Source organism: Azospirillum sp. B506 (assembly GCF_000333595.1).
Lineage (GTDB): Bacteria > Pseudomonadota > Alphaproteobacteria > Azospirillales > Azospirillaceae > Azospirillum.
In genome coordinates this window covers 1-5488 of sequence record NZ_BADK01000067.1, presented here as the reverse complement: position 1 = coordinate 5488, position 5488 = coordinate 1, and the positions used below count along the sequence as shown (strand labels likewise).

The window sequence follows — 5488 nt, the reverse complement described above, 5'->3', positions numbered from 1 at the left end:
GCGGATCGCGCCATCGATGCGTCCCAGACCGGCGGGCAGGGTAGCGGCTGACTCGCCGTCCGCCGTCCCGCCTTCTGGCATAAGAAAAGCAAAGCGGGCCGGCGACACATGGTAGAGCCGGGCGTGGTCCGGCAGACAGGCAACGATGCGGCGGGCACAATCGATCTCGAACGCGTCGGCGCAGACCTGCCCCAGCACCCGGGTCAACTCCGCATATTGCTGGGACGCCGCGCAGTCGATGACCGCCGCCGTCATCGCGGCCGAGGCCGGATCGGCCATCAGTGCCTCGACATCGGCGAGGAAGCGGAAGCGGTTCGACAGCGAGGTGACCGGATGCAGATAGCCGACGGCGCGGCGCGCCTCGATATGCGCCATCGTCATCGCCGACAGGTCGCGCAGCGCCTCCTCCTCCTCCGGTGTCAGGGCGGGACGCGGCTGGTCGTCGATCACGCAGATGGTGCCGAGCGCCAGCCCGTCGGCCGTGCGGAGCGGTGCGCCGGCATAGAAGCGGATGTTGGGATCGCCGGTCACCAGCGGGTTGTTCGCGAACCGTTCGTCCTGCCGGGCGTCGCCGACCACGAGCAGGGCGTCGGACTCCAGCGCATGGGCGCAGAAGGCATGCTCGCGCGGTGTCTCCTGCACCGGCAACCCAATCCGCGACTTGAACCACTGGCGGTCGCGGTCGACCAGCGAGATCAGCGCGACCGGCACCTTCAGCAGCTTGGCGGCAAGCCGCGTGATCTGGTCGAAGGCCGGCTCCGCCGGAGTGTCGAGCAGCTCAAACCGCTGAAGCGCCGCAAGACGGTCCTCCTCGCGGGCCGGGATCGGCGGGATTCGATGTGCGGGCGTGGTGGAGGTCGTCATCGTCTGTCGGGCAGTATCGCTTCTTGAATCGAATGTCGCTTTGAGCAATTCCGGTACCGATCCTGCGGCCAAATCCATCGGCACGCCAGACAGAATGGTGCGCCGCAACACAAAAACAACCTGCCGTTTCTAATCTTGCCATCTCTCGATGGCGGCCAGCGCCTTCACCGACAGCTGGGCCAACACCATGCGGTCTACGGTGCCAAAGCGGCGCGGCACGGTATCGATCATGCAGAACGAACCCAGCGCCAGCCCCTGCCGGTTGATGATCGGCGCACCGGCATAGAAGCGGATGTGCGGCTCGCCCAGCACCAGCGGGCTGTCGTGGAACCGCGGATCGCATGCGGCATCCTCCACCACCATCGGCAGGCTCTGGCGGATGGTGAAGCGGCAGAAGGCGACGTCGCGCGGGGTTTCCTGCACGGCCAGGCCGCGGCGAGCCTTGAACCATTGCCGGTCGGCGTCCAGCAGCGACACCAGCGCGATGGGCACGCGGAAATGGTCGCAGGCCCAGGAGACCAGATCGTCGAAGGCGGGTTCGGGATCGCTGTCGAGCAGCCCGGTGTGCCGCAGCGCCTCCAGCCGCGCCGCCTCGTCGTCGAACGGCAGGCCGCCGCGGCCGAGGGCCTGCGGGATGGCTCCGCTGGCGTTGGTCTCCTTCAGCTCTGTCATGGGGGCGACTCCATGGTCGGTTTACGGGAAGATTTTCTGTCAAGAGCCAAATACTATGTATGACGGATGGAAATGGCAGTCATTGTGACTTGAGATTCGGTGCCTTCTTTTTACGCGTGCGGCTGAATTTGGATCTGCTGGATCCGATATTATTTCCCGCGTCATGGACAGATCGGATGGTGTGACTTTCCGACGGGCTGCCGCCGTCCCGGTCTTGGCCGTCCGCCCGGATGCCCGTCCTCCACCCCCCAACCTGCGGCATGGCTGTTCTGCGGACACGTCCGTCGGCTTTCCGCCGATCTTGTGCAACGCAATGGGGGTTTGCGGTGTTTCGCGCTGGGGAGCGGGCTGCTCCCGCGCGACAACGACCGGGCCTTTGCTGCTCGCCCGGCATTTCGGTCAGGAGCGTCAAACCATGCCGGACGACCAGCATCGCAGGGATGTCGTCGATCTCACCGAACAGGAAGCCGGCGAGGATGCCGGCCGCAGTGAACGCGGACAGCCGGCCGCAGGCGATGGCGGCAGGAGGCCCGGCTTCATCCGCCGCCATCCGCTGGCGATCCTTGCCGGTCTGGCGGTCGTCGCCCTGCTGGCGGTGGGCGGTTCCATCTATTGGCAACGCAACATCCATCCCTATGAATCGACCGATGACGCCTTCATCGACACCCGCCAGTTTCCGGTGGCGCCGAAGGTGGCCGGCTATGTGACGGCGGTGGCGGTCGGCGACAACCAGCATGTGAATGCCGGCGACCTGCTGTTCCGCATCGACACGCGCGACTACCAGACGGCGCTGGATCAGGCGCAGGCCCAGATCGACTCCGCCCAGGCGGCGATCACCGGTTACGACGCCCAGATCGATGCCCAGCGCGCCCAGATCGATCAGGCCAGGGCAGAGGTCTCGCAGGCCGAGGCCGCCGTCGGTTTCGCCAAGGAGGATGCGGCGCGCTATCGCGACCTGCAGACCCGCGGGGCCGGAACGGTCCAGCAGGCGCAGCAATCCACCGCCAACCTGCAGGAACAGCAGGGCAAGCTGACCAGCGCCAATGCCGCGGTGATCGCCGCCGAACGGCAGGTCGGGGCGCTCCAGGCCCAGCGGACCAGCGCCGTGGCCGACCTGGCGCGGGCGAAGGCGCAGCTGGCCCAGGCCCAGCTGAACCTGTCCTACACCACCGTCACCGCGGCGCAGCCCGGCCGGGTGGTGCAGCTGAGCGGGGCGGTCGGCCAATTCGTCCAGGCCGGCCAGAGTCTCGCCATCTTCGTCCCCGACGACATCTGGGTCACCGCCAATTTCAAGGAAACCCAGATCACCGACATGCGGCCGGGCCAGCCGGTGGAGATCCGCATCGATGCCTATCCCGGCCGCAAGGTCACCGGCCATGTCGACAGCGTGCAGCCCGGCTCCGGCACCGCCTTCTCGCTGCTGCCGGCGGAGAATGCCACCGGCAACTATGTGAAGGTGGTGCAGCGCATTCCTGTGAAGATCGTGGTCGATCGGTGGCCGGACGGCGTCTCCATCGGGCCCGGCATGTCGGTGGTGCCGCGGGTGACGGTGCGATGAGCGCCGCCGCCGAAGGAGCGGGGCAGGGCGGCGGCGGTTTCGATGCGGCGCAGAGTGCCGCCGGCGGCCGCAATCCCTGGCTGATCGCCGTGGTGGTCTCCATCGCCACCTTCATGGAGGTTCTGGACACCACCATCGCCAACGTTGCCCTGCGCTACATCTCCGGCACGCTGGCGGTCAGCGCCGACGAGGCGTCGTGGGTCGTCACCTCCTATCTGGTGGCGAATGCCATCGTGCTGACCGCCAGCAGCTTCATCGCCAAGCGCTATGGCCGCAAGCGCTTCTATCTGGCCTGCCTGGGGCTGTTCACCGCCAGCTCGCTGGCCTGCGGCTTCGCCTGGAATCTGGAATCGCTCCTGCTGTTCCGGGTGCTCCAGGGCTTCGCCGGCGGCGGCATGGTGCCGATCTCGCAGTCGATCCTGGCCGACAGCTTCCCGCCGGCCAAGCGCGGGCAGGCCTTCGCCATCTTCGGCATCGCCGTTGTGGTGGCGCCGGTGGTCGGGCCGACGCTGGGCGGCTGGCTGTCGGACAATCTGTCCTGGCACTGGTGCTTCCTGATCAACGGGCCGGTCGGGCTGATGGCCTTCGCCCTGGTCAGCTTTCTGGTGCAGGAGCCGAAATCGGCCATCGAGGAGCGGCGGCGGCTGAAGCGCCAGGGCATCCGCATGGACGTGGTCGGCTTCCTGCTGGTGGCGACCTTCCTGGGGTCGCTGGAGGTGGTGCTGGACCGCGGCCAGACCGACGACTGGTTCGCGTCGGGCTTCATCATCGCCTTCGCCATCATCTGCGCGGCATCCTTCTGCCTGATGATTCCGTGGGAGATGACGCGGGCGAACCCCATCCTCGATCTGCGGATGGTGGCGACGCGGCAGTTCGGCTCCTGCTTCCTGGTGATGCTGGCGACCGGCGCCATCCTGATCGCGACCACCCAGTTCCTGCCGGAGCTTCTCCAGCAATATTACGGCTTCACCGCCACCTGGGCCGGGCTTGCCCTGTCGCCGGGCGGCATGGTCACCATGGTGATGATGCTGATCGTCGGGCGGCTGTCGGGCCTGATCCAGCCGAAATACCTGATCGCCACCGGCGCAACCATCGTGGCGCTGGCGATGTGGGATCTGACGCGGCTGAACCCGGACTCCACCTTCTGGTTCTTCGCCTGGTCGCGCATCTATATCGGCATCGGCCTGCCGCTGATCTTCATCCCGATCACCACGGCGTCCTATGACGGCATCCCGCGCGACAAGACCGATCAGGCCTCGGCCCTCATCAACGTCGCGCGCAATGTCGGCGGTTCCATCGGCGTGTCGATCGCCCAGAATGTGCTGGCCTTCCGCGAGCAGTTCCACCACAGCCGTCTGGTCGAGCACATCGTGCCGTCCAACCCGGCCTATCAGCGGACCGTCGAACAGGCGACGAGCTATTTCTCCATGGCCGGCGGGGAGGCGGGGGCACGGGAACGGGCGATGGCCTTCATCGGGCAGCAGGTGCAGATGCAGACCGCATATTGGGCCTACATCGACGTGTTCTTCGCGCTGATGCTGATCTCCGCCTCGGCGGTGCCGCTGGCTTTGATCCTGCGGACTGTGAAGCGGTAGCCTGGCGGCCTGCATATGGAAAAAAGCGGGGGCGGGATGCCGTCGCACCCCGCCCCACGCTCCGTCCCTGTCCGCTGTCAGAGGTCGCCCAGCGACCGCTCCATTTCCCATACCAGCCGGTCGGCCAGCTTGATCGACTGGTGCAGGTCGGCGGGGCTCATGCCCAGGCCGGGGTCCTCGACCACGGGGAAGCTCTCCGCCCGGTCAATTCCCAGCCCCTTGGCGCAGACCAGCACCTCGTAGCTGCGGTTGTCCTCGTTGAACAGACATTCGGTTTCAAAACCGCGGGCATCGGCTTCGGCCCACATGATCGCTTTGCTCATGATCCCGGTCCTCGACTGAAGGGTTGTTTTACTTGGCCAGCGCCGCTTCCTTGCGGGCGGTCTTTGCGGAAGACTTCACCTCGACCGGCGCCGCATCCTGGGATGACGGCTCGACATAGGCGCGGCCATAGTAGCTGTCGATGAGGAGCTGCCTGATTTCGGCGACGAGCGGATAGCGCGGGTTGGCGCCGGTGCACTGGTCGTCGAAGGCGGCCTCGGCCAGCGCATCGACCTTGGCGAGGAACGCCGCCTCCGGCACCCCCGCCGCCTGGATCGAGGCCGGGATGTCCAGCGCCCGCTTCATCTCCTCCACCCAGGCAACCAGCTTCTCCACCCGCTCATGGTCGCGGCTGCCGCCCAGCTCCAGATGACGGGCGATCTGCGCATAGCGCGCCACGCCCTTCGGACGGTCATACTGGCTGAACGCCGTCTGCTTGGTCGGGATGTCCGCCGCGTTGTAACGGATCACATTGGCG

The 5488-nt window shown here is 66.7% G+C and carries 6 protein-coding genes; 2 read left to right on the top strand and 4 right to left on the bottom strand.

What is annotated here, in order from left to right:
• On the bottom strand, positions 1–864 hold an 864-nt coding region (locus tag I71_RS34735), incomplete at its 3' end, for a GAF domain-containing protein (protein ID WP_148294125.1).
• 129 nt (positions 865–993) lie between these two features.
• The gene (locus tag I71_RS02165; RefSeq protein WP_083896922.1) at positions 994–1536 is read right to left on the bottom strand and encodes a GAF domain-containing protein; all 543 of its coding nucleotides are present in this window, start codon (positions 1534–1536) and stop codon (positions 994–996) included.
• 415 nt (positions 1537–1951) lie between these two features.
• Between I71_RS02165 and I71_RS02160 the strand changes: the two genes are divergently transcribed.
• Both I71_RS02160 and I71_RS02155 read left to right on the top strand, forming a co-directional pair.
• Entirely contained in the window at positions 1952–3094 is a 1143-nt protein-coding gene (locus tag I71_RS02160; RefSeq protein WP_042689665.1) for an HlyD family secretion protein, read from the top strand.
• Complete coding sequence (locus I71_RS02155) at positions 3091–4689, top strand: DHA2 family efflux MFS transporter permease subunit (protein WP_042689662.1); 1599 nt, start codon at positions 3091–3093, stop codon at positions 4687–4689. Before I71_RS02160 ends, I71_RS02155 begins: the two co-directional genes overlap by 4 nt.
• A 77-nt stretch (positions 4690–4766) precedes the next feature.
• On the opposite strand, the gene I71_RS02150 is transcribed toward I71_RS02155, so the two are convergent.
• Together I71_RS02150 and I71_RS02145 are read right to left on the bottom strand one after the other, a co-directional pair.
• Positions 4767–5012 carry a hypothetical protein gene (locus I71_RS02150; protein ID WP_042689659.1) on the bottom strand — a complete coding sequence of 82 codons (246 nt, stop codon included), beginning with the start codon at positions 5010–5012 and terminating at the stop codon, positions 4767–4769.
• 28 nt (positions 5013–5040) lie between these two features.
• Positions 5041–5488 (bottom strand): iron-containing alcohol dehydrogenase (locus I71_RS02145; protein ID WP_042689656.1); only part of this gene is annotated, 448 nt, incomplete at its 5' end.

Coding starts and splice junctions, on each gene's coding strand:
- I71_RS02165 (WP_083896922.1), bottom strand. CDS start 1,536: ATGACAGAGCTGAAGGAGACCAACGCCAGCGGAGCCATCCCGCAGGCC.
- I71_RS02160 (WP_042689665.1), top strand. CDS start 1,952: ATGCCGGACGACCAGCATCGCAGGGATGTCGTCGATCTCACCGAACAG.
- I71_RS02155 (WP_042689662.1), top strand. CDS start 3,091: ATGAGCGCCGCCGCCGAAGGAGCGGGGCAGGGCGGCGGCGGTTTCGAT.
- I71_RS02150 (WP_042689659.1), bottom strand. CDS start 5,012: ATGAGCAAAGCGATCATGTGGGCCGAAGCCGATGCCCGCGGTTTTGAA.